A 16,234-nucleotide genomic window follows, 5' to 3' on the forward strand; every position below is an offset into this window, starting at 1 on the left:
CGTCAGGTCAACGCGCCGAAGACGCGCTCAATCTTTTCCTTGAGGGCAGCCGGGGCAAACGGTTTCACGACATAGTTGTTGACGCCAAGCGCCGCCGCCTTCTGCACCAGATCACGGTCCGAAGAGCCGGTCAGCATGATGAAGACGGTCTTGCCGATCACCGGGTCGGCGCGGACTTGTTCCAGAAACTGGAGTCCATCCATTTCGGGCATGTTGTAATCGGAGATGATGAGATGGACACGGTCGCTGCGGACCGCGCTCAACGCCTCGGATGCGCTGCCCTTGTCGCGCACATCCTTGAAGCCGAGATCCTGGAGCGTGCGGCGGATCATCGCGCGCATACTCGTCTGGTCGTCGACCACCATAACCTTGATCTGTGCAGCCGCAGGCATCACGCAATTCCCAGGGGCTTAGCCCGGCATGCCGCGAGGATCGCCTCGGGCATGGCAGACAGGCTGATTTCTTCCATCACCGCGCCGATTTCCATCGCCGCGCGCGGCATACCGTAAACAACGCAAGTCTGCCGGTTCTGCCCCAGCGTGCGCGCACCCGCGCGGCGCAACTCGAGCAGGCCCTGCGCGCCGTCCGATCCCATGCCGGTCAGGATGACCCCGACCGACCCGGATGCAACGGGGCAAAGCGAGCGAAACAGCGTATCGACCGAGGGGCGATGGCCACTGACCGGATCGGATGCGCGGAGCTTGATCCTGCGTTCGCCGTTTGTTGCCAGTTCCATATGCGTCTTCCCCCCAGGAGCAATATAGACGGTTCCTTGCTCGACCGGGCTGCTATCCATCGCTTCTACAACGCGAACCGCGCATTCTCCGTCGAGCCGCGCCGCAAAGTTGTGCGTGAAGGCCGCGGGCATGTGTTGAACGACCAGAATCGGCGGGCTGTCCTTGGGCATTGCCTTGAGCACCGAGAACAGCGCCTCGACACCACCGGTGGACGAGCCGATCGCAATGATCGATCCCTTGCCGACGCCGCCACCTTTGGCGGGCGTGAGATTTGGCGTTGGCCCTGGCCGCACCGAAGCGCGCGCAGCGGCCTTGACCTTCTCGCACAACAAAGCGGCGTCATGGGCGATTTCCTCGGGGTTGCCGCTCGGCTTTGCGATATAGTCGACAGCACCGAGGCGCAGCGCCTCGATCGTGACTTCGGCACCGTGCGCGGTCAGCGTCGAACACATCACCACCGGCATTGGCCGCAGGCGCATGACCCGTTCCAGGAAGGACAGGCCGTCCATGCCCGGCATCTCGACATCGAGCGTCAAGACATCGGGATTGAGCGATTTGATCATCTCGCGCGCGGCAAATGGCTCGGGCGCCATGCCGACGACTTCAATTTCTGGGTCGGCCGACAGCATCATCTTCAGCGTCGCGCGCATCGTGGCGCTATCGTCGACAATCAGGGTACGGACTCGGCGGTTCATGCTTGGCCCTCGATTTTGGCATAGATGGTCTGGCCGCTCGATCGCATCCGGGTCGCCGAGGCCCCGATGAGACGTTCCGAGTGGCCGATGTAGAGATGTCCCGTCGGCGCCAGTTGATCGACGAAGCGTTCTTCCAATTCGGCCTTCGCGATCTCGTCGAAATAGATCATCACGTTGCGGCAGAAGATCACGTCATAGAGCTGGCGCAGCGGCCACGGTTGAAACAGGTTCAGCACCTTGGCGGTGACGAGTGCGCGCGCTTCGTCGACCATGACATAATCCTCGCCGTCCTGGCGCATCCATGTCGAGCGATACTCGGCGGGAATGGGCCGCACGGTCGCGGCGTCGTACACGGCGCGGCGGGTCGCCTCGACCACGGGCGGTGACAGATCGGTCGCGAGCAGCCGGACATCGGCGTGGCGCAGCCAGCTTGCCGAGGCCCGATCGGGCCCGAGCAGGCACATCGTGATGCTGTACACTTCCTCCCCGCTCGAACATCCCGCCGACCAGATACGGATCGGGTGGCCCTTGGCAGCCCGTTGCTTCAATGCGGGCAGGACGACCTTGCGGAAATGGTCGAAATGGTGAACTTCGCGGAAGAAATGCGTGTGGTTGGTGGTCAACGCGACCACCATTGACGCCCGTTCCACGTCGTCGGACTGCACCATCGCCACATAATCGCGGAAATGGGCAAGTCCGTGCTGACGAAGCCGCTTGGCCAACCGTGACTGGACAAGGGTCATTTTACCCGAGCTGAGCGCAATGCGCGCATCGCTCTGCATGATCGCCGCGATCGCCGCGAAATCCGACGGTGTCAGTTCCGCGTTCGTGATGGTCGTACCGCCGGCGGGCGCGGCGGCGGCGCCCCCGGCGGGGCTCACGCTGCGAGATCCAGATGTCGGGTGAGCGAAAGGCCATCGAGATCGAGCAAGAGGATCATTTGCCCGGCATCGTCGCCGCGTGCTTCCATCGTGCGCGATTCAACCCGGACCAGGCCCAGGATGACGCTCGGCTCGCCGATTTCGACGTCCGGGGCCGGCTGGATTTCCTGATCGCCGATCGAGACGATGTCGCTCACCTCATCAACCAGGAAACCGGCCTGCTTGTCGCCGATCGAGACCACCAGCACGCAGCTCCGCGCATGGATCTTGCTCGGTTCCCAGCCCAGTCGTTCGGCGAGGCCGATGACGGGAACGACGTTCCCGCGCAGGTTGGTGACGCCCTTGATGAAGGAAGGAACGGTCGGCAGCGGGGTGGGTTCTTCCCACTCGCGGATTTCGATCAGCGAGTGCATGTCGATCCCGAAAGTTTGGTGGCCGAGCGAGAAGGTGACGATTTTACGGTCGGCTTGTTTGTTGGCGGTGCCGTGGTCGAGCGAGCTCATGCTGCGATTCCTTTTGGAGTGAAGCGGTTGAAACTGTTCGAGGCGACCAAAGCCTCGATATCGAGAATGAGGGCGATCGATCCGTCACCCAGGATGGTCGCGCCACCCAGCCCGCGGATCGGGTAGAGGTTCTGGTCGAGGCTCTTGATGACGACCTCGCGGCGGTCATCGATCGTATCGACGATCAGGCCGACATGGCCGGCGCTTTCGCTTTCGACGATCACCACCAGCGAATCTTCCACGCTTCGATTGCTGCCGGGCAGGTCGAAGATGTCGGTGGCGCGCTTGACCGGCAGATACTGGCCACGCATGTCGATCACTTCGTTGGTCGGGCTGGTGCGCTTGACCTGGCCTGGGGCCGGCTGGACGGTTTCGATCACGTTCGCCAGCGGCAGGACATAGCGTTGCCCGGCCAGCCGCACGATCATCCCGTCGAGGATCGCCAGTGTAAGTGGCAGGATCATCGTGAAGGTCGTGCCTGCGCCAGGGGTCGAGTCGATTTCGACCCGGCCACCGAGTGCTTCGACGTTCGAGCGCACCACGTCCATACCCACGCCGCGGCCCGAGATGTTCGAGATCGTTTCGGCAGTGGAGAAGCCGGGGGCGCAGATCAACTGATCGATTTCTTCATCGGTCAGTTGCGCGTCGGCCTGGATGATGCCCTTTTCGATCGCCTTGGCGCGGACGCGGACGCGGTCGATCCCGCGGCCGTCATCGGCGACACGAACGAAGATGCGTGCGCCTTTCTGCTCCGCCGACAACCGGATCGTGCCTTCAGCCGGCTTGCCCTTGGCGAGGCGTTCGGCGGGCAGCTCGATGCCGTGGTCGATCGCATTGCGGATCATGTGCGTCAGCGGATCGCCGATCTTCTCGATCACGCCCTTGTCGACTTCGGTCGTTTCACCGATCGTCTCCAGGACGACCCGCTTGCCGGTTTCGGCCGAGAGATCGCGCAACATGCGTGGTACGCGGCTGAACGCCTGCCGGATCGGCTGCGCGCGCAGCGACATGACGTTGTCCTGAATCTGGCGCGTAAGGCGCGCCAGCTCGGGCAGCTCGACGCGTTGCTGGTCGGCCGGGGTCAGTCGATCGGCGAGGATCGAGTTGCGGATGACGAGTTCGCCGACCAGATTGAGCAGCAAATCGAGCTTGATGAGATCGACGCGGATCGTCTGGGCGGTTGGCTCGGGGCCGCGTTCCACCTGCGCCGCGATGGGCGAAGGCGTCGTCGCTGCTGCGGAGGAGACCAGCGTGAGGATCGGTGCCGATGGTTCGGACACCGCTTCCACGGGGGCCTCTTCAGTCGCCACCGGCTCGTCCGCAGTGGCTGCGGGGGCGACGGCGTCCGCTGCGCGGGCGATGCTGATGACCGAATCCGGGGCAACGAAATCGAAACAATCGGCCAGCGTCGATTCCTCGACGGACGCGGGTACGCTCAGCGTCCAGCGGATATAGCTCTGCTCGGGTTCGAGATCGCGCAAGGCGGGCAGGTTCGACAGATCGACATTGACGATCGTTCCACCCAACGCTTCCACTTCGCGCACCAGCAACAGCGGTTCACCACCATTGGCCAGTGCAGCGCGCGACGGTGCGAACTCGATCGTCCAGTCGGGCACGACCGGTTCCTCGGGCGCATCGAATATGTCGAGCGCAACCCCGACCGGGCGGAAGCCGAACTCGTCTTCCTCCGTCTCGCCCGATTCCGGCTCGGGTGCCGGATCTGGAGCTGCGGCCTCGGTTGGCGGTGCAGCGGCGGCGGTCGAGCTTCCCTCGATGCCGGCACCTTTTGTTTCCAGCACATTTTCCAGTGCGGCGAGGACGGCTGCGTCCTGCGGCAAGGGTGCGGTGCCGCGCGCGGCGGCAACATGGTCGGTCAGGATGTCGAACGCCGACAGCATGACATCGGTGACGCCAGGCGTGGCGGGGATGCGACCGGCGCGCACTTCGTCCATGACGTTTTCGAAACGATGGGCAAACGCCGTGAGGGCCGTGTGGCCGAAGGCTCCGGCACCGCCCTTGATCGAATGCACCGCGCGGAACACACCGGCGATGGTTTCCGACGATAGATCGCCCGCGCGCATGGCCGACAGTCCCTGTTCGGCGACCGCCAGTCCTTCAGCACATTCTTCGAAGAAGATGTCCTGGATCTCGTCCATTTCGTCGCTCATGAGCACACCCGCCGGATGGCGGCTCCCAGTTTTGCCGGATCAAACGGTTTGGTGATCCAGCCGGTGGCACCAGCCTCGCGTGCGCGCATTTTCTTCTCGTCCGAAAATTCGGTCGACAGCACGAGGATCGGGGTGCCGCGGAAGGCGGGTTCTGCGCGCACCGCCTCCATCAATTCGAACCCGTCCATCTTCGGCATGTTGATGTCGGTAATGAGCAGGTCGGGCTGGACTTCGCGCATCCGCTCAAGCCCGTGCTCGCCGTCATTGGCACTTTCGATACGATAGCCTTGTGCGGTCAACGATGCCTTCAGCAGCATACGCATGCTGGCAGAATCATCGACGGTCAGGATCAATTTGCTCACGCCTGGTCTCCGATGGTTTTGGTGAGGCCGATCGCGTCGGCAAGGCCGCACTTCTCGATCCGTTCGAGGAAGGCGGGGCTGGGGTCGATGATGTGAAACTCCTGTCCGGCGTCGCGCGCTTCGATGCGCGCGGCCAGCAACACCTGGAGCGCCGCCTGGCCGATGCTTTCGCTGGCCGATGCGTCGATCGTCGTCGCGCCATCGTCGGCCGCCAGCACCAGCCGGACGTGCAGATCCTCGGCGGTTACCGTTGTCGCGTGGGGCGGCAAGTGGATCACCGGCGATGGGTTTGCGGATTCAAGCGGGGGTAGCATTGAGTTCATTTTTCGCCTCGTCGAGTGCGGCTTCGAGCTGCTGGAAGGTGGGGGCATGGACCGAGGGTGCCATGCGTCGGGCAATTTCCACCGCGACCTGGACGGGCACGTGCTGCGCATAGGCAACGATCGCGGATTTCGCGACCAGGAAGGGTTTGGAATCGGCTTCGATCACCTCGAGCAGTTTCGATGCGAGCGGGCCGACGATGCAGTAAGACAGCAACACACCGAGGAAGGTGCCGACCAGCGCGCCGCCGATCATCGCGCCGAGCACTTCGACCGGCTGGTCGATCGAGCCCATCGTCTTGATGACGCCGAGCACGGCAGCAACGATGCCGATTGCGGGCAGGCCGTCGGTCATGATCTGCAGCGCGTGCTGCGGGGCCAGTTCCTCGTGGTGGTGCTTGTCGATATCGGCTTCCATCGCCGATTCAAGCTGGTTCGGGTCCTCGAAATTGACCGTCATCATGCGCAGATAGTCGCAGATGAATTCGATCAGGTGATGGTCCTTGAGCAGCCGGGGGTATGGCGAGAACAGCTTGCTCTCCGACGGCGTATCCAGATGCGGTTCGATCCCGGTCGCGCCACCTTTTTTGAAGGTGGTGAGCAGGCCGAACATCATGGTCAGAAGATCGCGATAGTCGCTCGACTTCCAGCGCTCGCCCTTGAACGCGCGCAGCAAGCCGCCCATCGCCTTCTTGGTCGTGCCGAACGAATTGGCGACGATGAACGAGCCGATCGCCGCACCCATGATGGCCATCAGTTCGTGCGGCAGTGCCTCCAGCACGACCTCCAGCTTGCCGCCCGAGAGCAGGAAGCTCCCGAACACGCAGCCGAGGATCACTAGGAAGCCGATGCCGTTGAGCATGATGGATAACGCGTCCGCAATGAAGGGTTGGTGACCCTTTGATTATAGGATGAACGCGCGCGGTTAGGGGTGGGAACGATACTAAATCTGCAATCCGGCGAAGATGACGTCGCGCAACCGCCTAGAATGATAACAGAACCGTAAGAGGAGATTTCATGTCACTGCATGCCTATCAAAGCGCCAGGAGCCGCGCCGAAACGCCGCGCGCCGCCGAAGCGCGTCTGCTCAGCCAGATCACTGGGGAATTGATGGATGCGCAGGCCGCGCAGTTGACCGGCGGCGCCTTGATCCAGCCGCTGCATCGCAACCGCGAGATGTGGTGCGCCTTTGCCAGCGATTGCGCCACGCCCGGCAACGGGTTGCCCGAGGCACTGCGCGCACAGATCATTTCGCTGGCGCTGTTTGTCGATCGCTTCACCACCGAAGTGATGATGGGGCGCGAGAAGATCGAGGCGTTGATCGATTTGAACCGCACGATCATGGAGGGCCTGCGCGCGCCCGCACTGGTGAACTGAACCCGCCGTTACCGTCTCGCCAGGACAGCAAAAAGGGGCGCCGCAGATAACCTGCGGCGCCCCCTTTTTGTTGGGATGGGAAAGGGCTCAGAAGCTCGCCCAATCCTCTCCGTTCACAGTTTCGAGGGCCTTTGCCGGCGAAGCAAGCGCCTTTACTGGCGAGGTATAGGCGGGCGCCTTTTCCTTGCGGGCGGGCGCTGCGGCGCGCGGCTTGGCGGCGGGTTTCGCCACCGGACGCACGGCATTTCCGCCAATGTCGAACCGTGCCGCCTGCTGCGACAGCGAGCCGACCTCGGTCGTCAGGTTGCGCGCGGCTGCCGAGGTTTGTTCAACCATTGCGGCGTTTTGCTGCGTTGCGCGGTCCATGCTGCCGACGGCGGCACTGATCTGCGTGATCGCGGCGGATTGCGCCTGGTTGTCGGCGGCCATGTCGCCCAGCAGTTTGTGAACCTCTCCAACGTCGCCGGCGATGTTGACCAATGCGCCATCGACCTTCTGCACCGCACCGACGGCGGACAGGATTTCGCTTTGCGTAACGGTCAACTGGTCGCGGGCGCGCTTGGCTTCTTCCTCGGCGCGCATTGCCAGCGCGGAGACGAGATCGGCGACGACGGCGAAGCCGCGACCGGCATCACCTGCACGGCCCGCTTCCACTGCCGCGTTCATGGCAAGAACGCGCGTCTGGAACGCGATCTTGTCGAGGCCTTCGATGACGCTGTCGATGCCCTTGGCGCTTTCCGACACGCGGCCCATTGCCTGCACCGCTTCGTCGGCAATTTCGCGACCGCCCGAGACCGTGGCAATCGCGCCGTCGGCACGGGCAACGGTGCGTCCGGCGGCATCGGCACTGGCTTTCAGGCGACCATCGATCTGGCTGATCGCGGCCGAGGTTTCTTCCAGGCTGGCAGCATTGCCTTCGGTCCGGCGCGCAAGATCTTCCGATGCCTGCGCGATTTCGGTCGAGCCAGTGCCGATCGCCGAGGTGCTTTCCACCACGCCGCCGATCAGGTTGCGCAATGCCGAGGTGGCGGCATTGAAGTTTGTCTTCAGTTCGGCATAATTGCCAGGAAAGTCGACATCGATCGAGGCGGTCAGATCGCCATTGGCCAGCGCGCCGAGATTTTCACCGACGGTGGCAACGACCATATGCTGCGTCTCGTCATCCTTTGCCTTTGCGGCCTGGGCTTCTTCAAGCTTTACTGCGTTGTCGCGGAAAATGAGGACGACTTTGGCCATGTCGCCAACTTCGTCCTTGCGGACGGCGCAAGGGACATCGACCGAATTGTCGCCATTGGCGAGCCTGCTCATGGTGCCTTGCAGCTTGTGCAGCGGCCCGGTGATGCCCTTGCGGGCGACGACGATGCTGAGGCCGATGCCGACGGCGATGCCGAAAAGGCTGACGATGGTGAGCATCATGCCGGTGGATGCCGCGTCAGCGCTCAATTGGCCGGACAGCTTGTCGCCCTCGGCGATGATGCGATCGTTGAAGGCCACCGTATCGTTTGACAATGGCTCGAGCATTGCGTCGACCTGGACCAGTACTGCCTTGGCTTCGTCATTGCGGTTCGCTGCACCCAATTTGGCAGCCTGCTCAGTCAAGGTATGGAGCGTGGTGATACGCTGCGCGAACTGCGTAAATTCGGCCGAGTATTTGGGAAGTTTTTCATTGGCCTGTTTGAGCAGATCGAGCGCGGATTTGTAGGATGCCTCCTGTCGCGCAGGTGCGCTCTGCGCCATCTGCGTCGACGCATCATAGGCCATAGCCTGGTACGCAATCAGATCCATTTCGTTCGCGCGGCGAACCATGCGGGCGAGCAATGTCGGGACGGGCAAATCACTCGCGATAAGATCCGAATAGGCCGCATCGGCGCGCGATAGCGACGATATGCCGAGATACGCAATCGTCCCGGTGATCACGCCGAGAAAAACGAGCAAAGACATTATTTTAGGGGCGATTTTCATATTGTCGAGAAAGCGCATCGGGCTCTCCTGGAGTGAGCGTGGACAAGGGTAATTGTTTGTGTTGATCTAATTATAGGATGATTTGCGCTAAACTTATCGGAGCATACGAAGCTGCTTCGGTAAGCGTTGCTCTTGCGCTCCGCCGATCGAGCACGTTGGCGGGATGATTTGGACGGTTGCGCGGTTTCTCGCGCGGCGCCCCATCTTTATTATAGCGGAGTTCGCCATGATCTGGAGCGCAACACCGCAGTCCTCGCGCGTGGCAGGCCGGCCCATACCAATGGATGATGCGCGTCGGCGCGTACTGGCCCGGTTCTTTTTCCGAATGCGTCTATAATGCGGTGAAGGGATCTGGCCCGGGGCTATGCACGTAACTGTGTGGCCTGCGTTCGCCGTGTCACCCGTGGGATGTGAACATGACGAACATTGGAACCAGGGTTGCTAGACTGCAAGTGCTCGGCGCCCTGCTGTTTCTTTCCGTTGCTGCGCTGGTTGCGGGCGGGATGTACCAAATCGGCATGGCGATGACGCAAAATATCGAGGACATCCGTCGCGTGTCTTCGGTGATGGAAGTCGCCGACCTCATTTCTGAAAATCGGGTCGCGCAAGCGTCAGTCCTCCTCGACGACCGCCCTGATGCGCGCACGTTGCTGATGCGGCGTAGCCAGGCGTTGAGCCGGGAACTGTCGACCTTATGTAACATTACGCCAGCCGGCCCGTTCAAGCGCATGGTCTCCTCGATGGAGCGCCGTTGGTATGACTATCAAAAGGTCCAACATCGCTTGATCGCACTGGTCGAAGCCCGAAAATCCTCCGAGGCGCTTGCGCTGTTCCAGGGGGAGCTGGACGATTCCTACATGACGTTTGACGAGCAATCGGACGCGCTCGCCGCCGGTTTTCGACGCGATGCTGCGCAGTCCGGGGAGGCTGCGCGTCGCGTGGCCGAATTTGTCACGGTGTTCGTACTGACCTTTTCCGCGTTCGGTTTTGTCGCGCGCTTCATGGTGCAGATCTTCATTCATCGGCGGATTGTGCGACCGTTGATCCACATCACCGATTCGTTGACGGCGCTTGCGGCTGGCGACACCTGCGTCGAACTGTCTGGCGGCGACCGGCGGGACGAAATTGGTGCAATGGTACGCTCGCTCGAAGTGTTCCGCGCACAGGCCTGTTTGATCGAGGCGGAGCATGAGCGCACGCTCGAAGCCCAGGCGCGCGCCGAGCGACTGGCGCGGCACGATGCCTTGACCGGTTTGCCCAATCGGCGCTTCTTCACCGAAGCCTTGGGCCGCCTCACTGCCGACCTGGAGCACCCCGCTGCGGTCATGATGATCGATTTGGACCGGTTCAAACCCGTCAACGACGCGTATGGCCACGATGCGGGCGACGCGGTTTTGAATGAACTCGCGCAACGCTTCATGGCGCATCGCGATGAACTGGGCACCGTTGCACGGCTGGGCGGCGACGAATTCGCGGTGGCCTTCCCCACTTCGGCTGACAAAAGCCACGCCACGCGCATCGCGCAGTTGCTCCGTGTCATCATTTCCCAGCCGATTCAGCTTGATAATGCCGTGGTCGAGGTTGGCGCGACGATTGGCATCGCGCTCTTCCCGCCAGACGGCACCAGCCCGGCGGCATTGCTGCGCGCGGCAGATTTGGCGATGTATCAGGCCAAGGCCAATAGCCACGGGCGCTATCGCTTCTTCGACCCCTCGATCGAAGATAACGTCCAGGCGCGGGCGGTGTTGCACGCCGATGTGCGTCGCGCCGTTTCCGCCGGAGAAATCGTGCCGTATTATCAACCGCTGGTGGCAATCGACGGCGGCGGATTGGTCGGGTTCGAGGTGCTGGCCCGCTGGATTCACCCCGAGAGGGGGTTAATCATGCCCGATGCCTTCATTTCCGCTGCCGACGAAATCGGGGTGTTGACCGACCTTACGTATCGCCTGCTGGAGCGGGTGTGTCGCGAAGTGCGGGAGTGGCCGAGCACGTTGACCTTGTCGATCAACCTGGCCCCGAGCCAATTGCGTGACCCGTTGATTGCGTCAAACCTGGTCGCAATCCTTGATAATTATGGCATCGCGCCACAGCGGATCGAAGTCGAAGTGACCGAAAATGCGCTGATTACCGACTTTGAGGGCACCAAGCAGGTGTTGAGCCGACTCCAGAAGCGCGGCATCCGCGTCGCGCTGGACGATTTCGGGACGGGCTATGCCAGCTTGAACCACCTGCGCGAATTCAAGTTCGACAAGATCAAGATCGATCGGTCCTTCTTGAGCGGGCTTGACGACGGCAGCAAGAATGAGGGCATCGTGCGTGCCATGATTACGCTTGGGAAGAGTCTCGACCTGTCGATTACCGCCGAGGGAATCGAAGATGTGAGCCAATGGGCCCATCTGTCGGAGTGGGGATGCGATTTCGGCCAAGGCTATCTGTTTGGTAAAGGAATGCCTGCGGGGAAAGCCAAGGCGATGATCGCGGCAACGGGAGGCGGGCTTCGTGCCGCGCCGCCGCACACGCTGCGCAAGCGCCAGTTGCGGGCCTGATGCGCTGCAATGGCGCTGGTTTCAGGCGCCGACGAAATCTCGCAGGCGCTGGAGCAAATGCCGGGCGCGCAGCGATTGGGCGCTCGCTCCTTCGATGAACCCGGTAACCGTCTCTGGCGCGGCGTCTGCGAGCAGGGCGATCTGTGCCGCTGCAAGGAAATTGGTCATCGCCGTCATCGGCTGGTTGAGTTCATGTACCAGAAGCGACGTCGTCGCGCGGCATTCGACGCAAGCCGGGGTCGTGTTCGCCGGCGCGGGTGGAGTGTCCGTGCCGCGCCATGCCGCGATGGGCCGCACGAAACAGGCGAACAGCCGCCGCCCCTCGACAAGGGTGTCCCCAACAAGCACCTCTACCGGAATATCGTAGCCGTCGCGATGCTTGGCGATCAGGATCTGGCCCCGGGCGGAACGTTCGCCATCGACGCTGCCCAGATACTGCGTGATCGTCTGATCGTGAATGTGCCGATGCAATTGCGGCATCAGCACATCGATGCTCTGGCCCGCCGCGTCGTTACCCTCAAAACCGAACAGCAGTTCCGCTTGTCGGTTAAGCGACTCGATCGTCCCGCGATCGTCGATCATCATCATCGGGAAAGGAACGATCTCCAATATCGATCGCGTCGCCGACGGATCGCCATTCCCTTTTGCGCTCAAATTCCGGGCAGTCTCCATTATTCTCCGTTCGCAGCTCTGAACGAGCCGCGCCATACACGATTCGTTGACCCGAGTCCGAAAAGAGCGACGAACGGAGGAGTGACAGCGATGTCCATCGTCGGTTCCTTGTGCTGGACATCCATTCGCGCAACCACAGTCGGTTAATCGACCAGGCCCGCCGCGAAGGCGATCCGCAAGGCATCGGGAAGCGTCCTGACATGGAGCTTGGTCATCAAATTCGCACGATACACCTCGACCGTGCGCGGGCTGATGTCGAGTTCGTGCGCGATGACCTTATTTACCTTGCCCGCGATCAACCCCATCAAAACATCGATTTCGCGCGGGGCGAGGCGCGCAATGGATTGCTGCGCCGCAAGAACCCGCGCCGCGTCAGCCTCGACCTCTTGCAAGCGGCTGTTCGCCCGTTCGATCGTGTCGATCAAGGCACTGTGATCGTATGGCTTTTCCAGGAAATCGATCGCCCCGGCTTGCATCGCCTGAACCGCCATTGCGATGTTGCCGTGCCCGGTGATGATGACACACACCATCGGCAGGTCGCGCGCATTGATCGCGCTTAGGACATCCATGCCGGATGCGCCGGTCATATGGACATCGAGCAGGACCACGCCCGGTTCAAGTGATTGTGCCTCCGCCAGGAATTGGTCGCCCGAGCTGAAGCTGCTGACAACGAATTCCGGTCGCATGTTTAACAAGGATTGCAATGACTTACGCACGGGTTCATCGTCATCCACGATGTAGATCTGTTTCAGCATGGAACCCCCCGCTAGGTGTGACGAAACGTGCATCATAAAATCTCGTGGTCGCGGCGAGACAATGGGCTGTACGCAAACGGACCGTCGGCGGATGCATCCGCCGAACCAAATTTCTTCAAAGAAGCATAAGCGCCGCTGGAGTGTCGATGGTGCATTGCGGCAATAATATGCAAATACACGCTCAGCGTTAATGGCATTTTCTTGGTATGAATTCCGTGAAACGCGAAAAGACGATGAGCAGCAGATTTGTACCGGCGTTCACGTCGGCATAATGGATGGATCGAGGACGCCATTTTTAGAGCCACATCTTATTCTTACACCTAAGAAATGTGCTTTCCATAGCAAAAATGGATGATCCATCGGGATACAAAGCGGGTTTACTTTTCGCCTCAATCCCGAGTCTGACGGGTGTGCAGATCGGTTTTTCGGGGTGCTGCGTCATAATGGTACACGCTGGTTGGTCCATTGTCGCGCCGTCGTGATATTGCGGCCGAGCGTTTCGCGCACATCGACTGTTAGGTCGATCGACCTGGGTCGTTGGTCGACCGCGGTCATACTCCCTATGGTGGTGCTACGCGCTTGGGTCCCCCGCCCGTTGGACCGCGGGTGTCGGCGGACGGGGGCACGGCGCGTTCGCCCGCAGCGCTCGGTTGAGCTCAATCCGCCACCGAAAGGGCGGTACAAGGCGACGAAAGTGTTGGCGCGCGCACTCCGTCGCCACCAGGCGCGCCGCGTGTTGTCAGCGCGTCGGCACCCTTGCGGAATGCGGTTTGCGCCATATCGGATGATTGATTGACACCGAACTGGCCACAATCATCCATGAGTCCGGATGATCCGCATCGTTGGCGCGCGTTAGTTTGTGGCCAGCCCCAACACTCAGCGGTTGGCGATTCGCGGGGCACACGTCAAAGAAGCAGGATGCCACCCACGCCGACCGTATCGACTCTCGCCGAACTGGCCGAACTCGCCGGTGTCTCCGTTGCGACGGTCTCGCGCTCCTTGGCTGGAAACACCGTGATTGCGGAGTCCACGCGGACGCGGATCGTCGCACTGGCGCGTGAACATGGCTTTCAGGTCAATCAGGCCGCGCGCAACCTGCGGCTTCGGCGTACCGGTGCAATCGGCGTGGTGTTGCCGCTGGGGCATGAGGCCGAACAGCATCTGTCGGACCCGTTTTTCATGAGCCTGTTGGGGCCGCTCGCCGATGCGATCGCCGATCGCGGGCACGATTTGCTGCTGTCGCGCATCATTCCGAAGGACGATCGCTGGCTCGATGCGATCGTCGATGCCAGGCGGGTCGATGGCGTAATCGTGATCGGCCAATCCAATCAAATCGACGCGATCGAGCGCGTTGCCCGGCGGTATCGCCCGATGGTGGTTTGGGGGGCCGATATGCCCGACAAGACGCAAATCACCATCGGCTCCGACAACGTCGCGGGCGGGAGGATGGCCGCCGAACATCTGTTGGCGCAGGGGCGGACCCGGCTCGCTTTCTTCGGCAATATCGAGGTCCCCGAATTTGCCGCGCGCTATGCCGGTTTCCAGCAAGCGCTGGCGGCTGCCGGGGGTGGGCAGGCGACGTTGTTGCCGGTCCACCTCACCAGCGAAGCGTCCTATAGCGCGATTGAAAATTATCTGGCCGGTCATGCATCCCCCGACGGCATCGTCGCAGCATCGGACGTAATCGCGATGAGCGCGTTGCGGGCACTGGCGGGGCGCGGCAAGCGCGTACCGCAGGATGTCAGCGTTATTGGCTATGACGACGTGTTGATCGCCATGCACACCAACCCGCCTTTGACCACGGTGCGCCAGGACGTGGCGCGCGGCGCGGCGATATTGGTCGATCTGCTCTTTCGCCGGATGGAGGGGGAGGAGGTGGAATCGGTCGCGATGACGCCCGAATTGATCCTGCGCGCCTCCGCCTGATCAGGCCACCGCTGCGCCCACGGGTGCGGTCGGCGTGCGGACCAGCCATGTTGCCACCGCTGCCGCCAGCATCATGGCGCCGCCCAGCATCAGGACATGGCGGGGATCGCCGCCGAGCAGCGGATGATAAGCGAGCCAAACGAACAGGATCTCGATCATCATCGGGATGACGATGAACATGTTGAAAATGCCCATATAGACGCCGGTGCGTTCGGGCGGGATGGCATTGGCCAGCATGAGATAGGGATTGCCCATCAAGCTACCCCAGCCGATTCCGATGCCGATCATCGCCACCACCAGGAGCGGAATCGACCCGGTTGAAGAGATTGTGAGCATCGCCAAGCCCGACGCGACCATCGCCACCGCGTGAATCGGCTTTGCCCCGAAACGCCGCGCGAACGGCACCATTGCGAAGGCCGAGACGCAGGTCACCGCATTGTAGAAGGCGCCAAGCTGCCCGTTGAGCAAGCCCGCATCGCGGAAGCCGACACTGGCCGGGTCGGCTGTGTGGAAAACGCCGCGCGCGAGCGCGAGCACAACATATTGCCAGTAACAAAACATACCGAACCACTGGAACAGCATCGCGATCGCAAGTTGCCGCATTGGCCGCGGCATGTCACGGATCGCGGACGCCAGACCGGCGATGGTCGAGCGCAGCGACAGCGGATCAGCCGCCATCGCGGCATCCTCTTCGGGGGTTAGCGGCAATTCCGGGACGCGCCACACCGACCACAGGATTGTCGCGATCGACAGCACCGCGCCGATCAGAAAGCTGATCCGGGTAATTTCGGGAATGCCGTTGCTGTCGAGCGTGTCCTTGTTCACGCCCCACCACACGAGCAGGGACGGGGCGAGATAGGACAGGGTTTGCGCCAGTCCGGTAAACCCGCTCTGGGTCAGAAAGCCGAGCGGGCGCTGGGTCGGGTCGAGCCGGTCGCTGACATAAGCGCGATACGGCTCCATCGTGACGTTGTTGGCCGCGTCGAGCACCCATAACAGGCTGGCCGCCATCCACAGCGTGCGGCTGTACGGCATCGCCAACAGGCACAGGCTGCACAGGATCGCGCCGACGAGGAAATACGGGGTACGGCGTCCGAGCCTGCTGCGCGTCCGATCGCTCATCGATCCGATCAACGGCTGGACAATCAGCCCCGTCATCGGGCCCGCCAGCCACAGCAGCGGCATACTGCCTTCATCGGCCCCAAGATAGCTGTAGATCGGCCCCATATTGCTTTGCTGCAGCCCGAAACTGAACTGCAGGCCGAGAAACCCAAGGTTCATCTGCAGGATCTTCGCTAGCGTCAGATGCACTTTGCCGACCGGCATGTTG

15 protein-coding genes are annotated in these 16,234 nt (G+C 61.9%); 3 read left to right on the forward strand and 12 right to left on the reverse strand.

The window, feature by feature from the left end:
- Positions 1 to 2: 2 nt before the first annotated feature.
- From WC704_RS11165 to motA, 8 genes are read right to left on the reverse strand one after another with little or no spacing between them, the layout of a single operon-like run.
- Positions 3 to 392, reverse strand: coding sequence for a response regulator (locus WC704_RS11165; protein ID WP_372889997.1), 390 nt, complete (start codon positions 390 to 392; stop codon positions 3 to 5).
- Entirely contained in the window at positions 392 to 1,432 is a 1,041-nt protein-coding gene (locus WC704_RS11170) for a chemotaxis response regulator protein-glutamate methylesterase (protein ID WP_372889998.1), read from the reverse strand. The genes WC704_RS11165 and WC704_RS11170 overlap by 1 nt, the downstream gene beginning before the upstream one ends.
- Positions 1,429 to 2,313 (reverse strand): protein-glutamate O-methyltransferase CheR, encoded by an 885-nt coding sequence (locus tag WC704_RS11175; protein WP_372889999.1) that lies wholly within the window; start codon positions 2,311 to 2,313, stop codon positions 1,429 to 1,431. Before WC704_RS11175 ends, WC704_RS11170 begins: the two co-directional genes overlap by 4 nt.
- Complete coding sequence (locus tag WC704_RS11180) at positions 2,310 to 2,816, reverse strand: chemotaxis protein CheW (protein WP_372890000.1); 507 nt, start codon at positions 2,814 to 2,816, stop codon at positions 2,310 to 2,312. The genes WC704_RS11175 and WC704_RS11180 overlap by 4 nt, the downstream gene beginning before the upstream one ends.
- Positions 2,813 to 4,984: a chemotaxis protein CheA gene (locus WC704_RS11185; protein ID WP_372890001.1), complete on the reverse strand. Its 2,172-nt coding sequence runs from the start codon at positions 4,982 to 4,984 to the stop codon at positions 2,813 to 2,815. Before WC704_RS11185 ends, WC704_RS11180 begins: the two co-directional genes overlap by 4 nt.
- Entirely contained in the window at positions 4,981 to 5,346 is a 366-nt protein-coding gene (locus tag WC704_RS11190; protein WP_033963654.1) for a response regulator, read from the reverse strand. Before WC704_RS11190 ends, WC704_RS11185 begins: the two co-directional genes overlap by 4 nt.
- Positions 5,343 to 5,669: an STAS domain-containing protein gene (locus WC704_RS11195; RefSeq protein WP_372890002.1), complete on the reverse strand. Its 327-nt coding sequence runs from the start codon at positions 5,667 to 5,669 to the stop codon at positions 5,343 to 5,345. Before WC704_RS11195 ends, WC704_RS11190 begins: the two co-directional genes overlap by 4 nt.
- Positions 5,644 to 6,528, reverse strand: a complete 885-nt coding sequence (gene motA, locus WC704_RS11200; protein ID WP_372890003.1) for a flagellar motor stator protein MotA — start codon at positions 6,526 to 6,528, stop codon at positions 5,644 to 5,646. The genes WC704_RS11195 and motA overlap by 26 nt, the downstream gene beginning before the upstream one ends.
- Before the next feature lie 155 nt (positions 6,529 to 6,683).
- Here motA and flaF point away from each other — a divergent pair, with 155 nt between their 5' ends.
- A complete protein-coding gene (gene flaF, locus WC704_RS11205) occupies positions 6,684 to 7,043 on the forward strand; it encodes a flagellar biosynthesis regulator FlaF (protein ID WP_372890004.1) in 360 nt (119 codons plus the stop codon).
- 87 nt (positions 7,044 to 7,130) lie between these two features.
- On the opposite strand, the gene WC704_RS11210 is transcribed toward flaF, so the two are convergent.
- Positions 7,131 to 9,023 carry a methyl-accepting chemotaxis protein gene (locus WC704_RS11210; RefSeq protein WP_372890005.1) on the reverse strand — a complete coding sequence of 631 codons (1,893 nt, stop codon included), beginning with the start codon at positions 9,021 to 9,023 and terminating at the stop codon, positions 7,131 to 7,133.
- Between the two features lie 398 nt (positions 9,024 to 9,421).
- Here WC704_RS11210 and WC704_RS11215 point away from each other — a divergent pair, with 398 nt between their 5' ends.
- Positions 9,422 to 11,551: a putative bifunctional diguanylate cyclase/phosphodiesterase gene (locus WC704_RS11215; protein WP_372890006.1), complete on the forward strand. Its 2,130-nt coding sequence runs from the start codon at positions 9,422 to 9,424 to the stop codon at positions 11,549 to 11,551.
- Positions 11,552 to 11,572: 21 nt separating this feature from the next.
- On the opposite strand, the gene WC704_RS11220 is transcribed toward WC704_RS11215, so the two are convergent.
- Entirely contained in the window at positions 11,573 to 12,160 is a 588-nt protein-coding gene (locus WC704_RS11220; RefSeq protein WP_372890007.1) for a PAS domain S-box protein, read from the reverse strand.
- A 206-nt stretch (positions 12,161 to 12,366) separates the two neighbouring features.
- Positions 12,367 to 12,978: a response regulator transcription factor gene (locus WC704_RS11225; RefSeq protein WP_372890008.1), complete on the reverse strand. Its 612-nt coding sequence runs from the start codon at positions 12,976 to 12,978 to the stop codon at positions 12,367 to 12,369.
- Positions 12,979 to 13,896: 918 nt separating this feature from the next.
- Between WC704_RS11225 and WC704_RS11230 the strand changes: the two genes are divergently transcribed.
- Positions 13,897 to 14,904 carry a LacI family DNA-binding transcriptional regulator gene (locus WC704_RS11230; protein ID WP_372890009.1) on the forward strand — a complete coding sequence of 336 codons (1,008 nt, stop codon included), beginning with the start codon at positions 13,897 to 13,899 and terminating at the stop codon, positions 14,902 to 14,904.
- Here WC704_RS11230 and WC704_RS11235 read toward each other — a convergent pair whose 3' ends face one another.
- Positions 14,905 to 16,230, reverse strand: coding sequence for an MFS transporter (locus WC704_RS11235; RefSeq protein WP_372890219.1), 1,326 nt, complete (start codon positions 16,228 to 16,230; stop codon positions 14,905 to 14,907).
- Between the last annotated feature and the right edge of the window lie 4 nt (positions 16,231 to 16,234).

The sequence above is a fragment of the Sphingomonas sp. genome, from assembly GCF_041661885.1.
Classification (GTDB): Bacteria; Pseudomonadota; Alphaproteobacteria; order Sphingomonadales; family Sphingomonadaceae; genus Sphingomonas.

Bases quoted from the DNA above. Each gene is read 5' to 3' on its own strand.
- WC704_RS11235 (WP_372890219.1), bottom strand. From the start codon at position 16,230: ATGCCGGTCGGCAAAGTGCATCTGACGCTAGCGAAGATCCTGCAGATG.
- WC704_RS11215 (WP_372890006.1), top strand. From the start codon at position 9,422: ATGACGAACATTGGAACCAGGGTTGCTAGACTGCAAGTGCTCGGCGCC.
- WC704_RS11185 (WP_372890001.1), bottom strand. From the start codon at position 4,984: ATGAGCGACGAAATGGACGAGATCCAGGACATCTTCTTCGAAGAATGT.
- WC704_RS11225 (WP_372890008.1), bottom strand. From the start codon at position 12,978: ATGCTGAAACAGATCTACATCGTGGATGACGATGAACCCGTGCGTAAG.
- WC704_RS11210 (WP_372890005.1), bottom strand. From the start codon at position 9,023: ATGCGCTTTCTCGACAATATGAAAATCGCCCCTAAAATAATGTCTTTG.
- flaF (WP_372890004.1), top strand. From the start codon at position 6,684: ATGTCACTGCATGCCTATCAAAGCGCCAGGAGCCGCGCCGAAACGCCG.
- WC704_RS11165 (WP_372889997.1), bottom strand. From the start codon at position 392: ATGCCTGCGGCTGCACAGATCAAGGTTATGGTGGTCGACGACCAGACG.
- WC704_RS11180 (WP_372890000.1), bottom strand. From the start codon at position 2,816: ATGAGCTCGCTCGACCACGGCACCGCCAACAAACAAGCCGACCGTAAA.
- WC704_RS11195 (WP_372890002.1), bottom strand. From the start codon at position 5,669: ATGAACTCAATGCTACCCCCGCTTGAATCCGCAAACCCATCGCCGGTG.
- WC704_RS11170 (WP_372889998.1), bottom strand. From the start codon at position 1,432: ATGAACCGCCGAGTCCGTACCCTGATTGTCGACGATAGCGCCACGATG.
- WC704_RS11230 (WP_372890009.1), top strand. From the start codon at position 13,897: ATGCCACCCACGCCGACCGTATCGACTCTCGCCGAACTGGCCGAACTC.
- motA (WP_372890003.1), bottom strand. From the start codon at position 6,528: ATGCTCAACGGCATCGGCTTCCTAGTGATCCTCGGCTGCGTGTTCGGG.